Source organism: bacterium Scap17 (assembly GCA_013376735.1).
Taxonomy (GTDB): domain Bacteria; phylum Pseudomonadota; class Gammaproteobacteria; order Pseudomonadales; family Halomonadaceae; genus Cobetia.
Window position 1 is genome coordinate 1 of the sequence record VINJ01000004.1, and the last position, 3,101, is coordinate 3,101.

2 rRNA genes are annotated in these 3,101 nt (G+C 54.0%); both read right to left on the reverse strand.

Annotated features, from left to right (window positions below):
• Window positions 1-67, reverse strand: a 5S ribosomal RNA gene (gene rrf, locus FLM52_17635); the annotation flags it as partial.
• A gap of 120 nt (window positions 68-187) precedes the next feature.
• Window positions 188-3,100: ribosomal RNA gene (locus tag FLM52_17640) — 23S ribosomal RNA — on the reverse strand.
• Window position 3,101 lies beyond the last annotated feature (1 nt).

The following is a 3,101-nucleotide window of genomic DNA, read 5'->3' on the forward strand; positions in this document are numbered from 1 at the left end:
CGCTAAGCGGTTTCACTTCCGAGTTCGGCATGGGATCGGGTGGTTCACGCTCGCTATGGTCGTCAGGCGAAACGGTGGCATCTTGCGATGCCTGAGTCTCGAGGCTTGTGACCTCGCGACTCGCAATATGAATCATGCTGACCGATATGTCGTCGATCCTGTCGCAATCCCGGCGGTTTGCCTGGGCAAACCCCTTGGGTGTTATATGGTCAAGCCTCACGGGCAATTAGTACTGGTTAGCTCAACACATTGCTGTGCTTCCACACCCAGCCTATCAACCTTGTCGTCTTCAAGGGCCCTTCAGGAGGCGCAAGGCCTCAGGGAAGTCTCATCTTGAAGGGGGCTTCCCGCTTAGATGCCTTCAGCGGTTATCCCGTCCGAACGTAGCTACCGGGCAATGCCATTGGCATGACAACCCGAACACCAGAGGTTCGTCCACTCCGGTCCTCTCGTACTAGGAGCAGCTCTTCTCAAACTTCCGACGCCCACGGCAGATAGGGACCGAACTGTCTCACGACGTTCTAAACCCAGCTCGCGTACCACTTTAAATGGCGAACAGCCATACCCTTGGGACCGACTTCAGCCCCAGGATGTGATGAGCCGACATCGAGGTGCCAAACACCGCCGTCGATGTGAACTCTTGGGCGGTATCAGCCTGTTATCCCCGGAGTACCTTTTATCCGTTGAGCGATGGCCCTTCCATACAGAACCACCGGATCACTAGAACCTACTTTCGTACCTGCTCGACGTGTCTGTCTCGCAGTCAAGCACCCTTATGCTCTTGCACTCAATGCACGATTTCCAACCGTGCTGAGGGTACCTTCGTGCTCCTCCGTTACTCTTTGGGAGGAGACCGCCCCAGTCAAACTACCCACCATACACTGTCCTCGATCCGGATGACGGACCTGAGTTAGAACGCCAATGATGTCAGGCTGGTATTTCAAGGTTGGCTCCACCGCATCTGGCGATGTGGTTTCAAAGCCTCCCAGCTATCCTACACAGACAACATCAGCATCCAGTGTAAAGCTATAGTAAAGGTTCACGGGGTCTTTCCGTCTAGCCGCGGGTACACAGCATCTTCACTGCGATTTCAATTTCACTGAGTCTCGGGTGGAGACAGCGTGGCCATCATTACGCCATTCGTGCAGGTCGGAACTTACCCGACAAGGAATTTCGCTACCTTAGGACCGTTATAGTTACGGCCGCCGTTTACCGGGGCTTCGATCAAGAGCTTCGGACGAATCCTAACCCCATCAATTAACCTTCCGGCACCGGGCAGGCGTCACACCCTATACGTCCGCTTGCGCGTTTGCAGAGTGCTGTGTTTTTAATAAACAGTTGCAGCCACCTGGTATCTTCGACCGGTAGGAGCTTACGGAGCAAGTCCTTCACTCTAACCGGTGCACCTTCTCCCGAAGTTACGGTGCCATTTTGCCTAGTTCCTTCACCCGAGTTCTCTCAAGCGCCTTGGTATTCTCTACCTGACCACCTGTGTCGGTTTGGGGTACGGTCGCATGTGATCTGAAGCTTAGAGGCTTTTCCTGGAAGCGTGGCATCGATGACTTCCTGACCGTGGTCAGTTCGTCTCGCATCTCGACCTCAGAGGAACCGGATTTGCCTGATTCCTCGGCCTACATGCTTTCACCAGGACAACCAACGCCTGGCTCACCTAGCCTTCTTCGTCCCCCCATCGCAACCACATCCGGTACGGGAATATTAACCCGTTTCCCATCGACTACGCGTTTCCGCCTCGCCTTAGGGGCCGACTCACTCTGCTCCGATTAACGTAGAACAGAAAACCTTGGTCTTCCGGCGGGGGAGTTTTTCACTCCCCTTATCGTTACTCATGTCAGCATTCGCACTCGTGATACCTCCAGCAGACTTCTCAATCCACCTTCATTGGCTTACACGACGCTCCTCTACCGCTCATCCAGAGGATGAACCCGTAGCTTCGGTACCTGATTTAGCCCCGTTATATCTTCCGCGCAGGCCGACTCGACTAGTGAGCTATTACGCTTTCTTTAAAGGGTGGCTGCTTCTAAGCCAACCTCCTAGCTGTCTGAGCCTTCCCACATCGTTTCCCACTTAATCAGGATTTTGGGACCTTAGCTGACGGTCTGGGTTGTTTCCCTTTTCACAACGGACGTTAGCACCCGCTGTGTGTCTCCCACGCTGCACTCACTGGTATTCGGAGTTTGCCTCGGGTTGGTAAGTCGGGATGACCCCCTAGCCGAAACAGTGCTCTACCCCCAGCGGTGATACGTGAGGCGCTACCTAAATAGCTTTCGAGGAGAACCAGCTATCTCCGGGCTTGATTAGCCTTTCACTCCGATCCACAGCTCATCCCAGCATTTTTCAACATACTTGGGTTCGGGCCTCCAATTGATGTTACTCAATCTTCACCCTGGCCATGGATAGATCGCCCGGTTTCGGGTCTATACCCTGCGACTGGTCGCCCAGTTAAGACTCGGTTTCCCTACGCCTCCCCTATACGGTTAAGCTCGCCACAGAATATAAGTCGCTGACCCATTATACAAAAGGTACGCGGTCACACCACGAAGGTGCTCCCACTGCTTGTACGCATACGGTTTCAGGATCTATTTCACTCCCCTCGCCGGGGTTCTTTTCGCCTTTCCCTCACGGTACTGGTTCACTATCGGTCAGCCAGGAGTATTTAGCCTTGGAGGATGGTCCCCCCATGTTCAGTCAGGGTTTCTCGTGCCCCGACCTACTCGATTTCACGTGACTCGGACTTCGACTACGGGACTATCACCCTGTATCGTCAAGCTTCCCAGCTTGTTCGCCTGTCGGTTGTCACGCTTAAGGGCTGGTCCCCGTTCGCTCGCCGCTACTTGGGGAATCTCGGTTGATTTCTTTTCCTCCGGGTACTTAGATGTTTCAGTTCCCCGGGTTTGCCTCTATAGGTTATGTATTGGCCTATAGATACTCACCTGATGGTGAGTGGGTTTCCCCATTCGGAAATCGTTGGGTCGCAGGGTATTTGCCACCTCGCCAACGCTTATCGCAGGCTATCACGTCCTTCATCGCCTCTGGCTGCCAAGGCATCCACCGTATGCGCTTAATCGCTTGACCATATAACC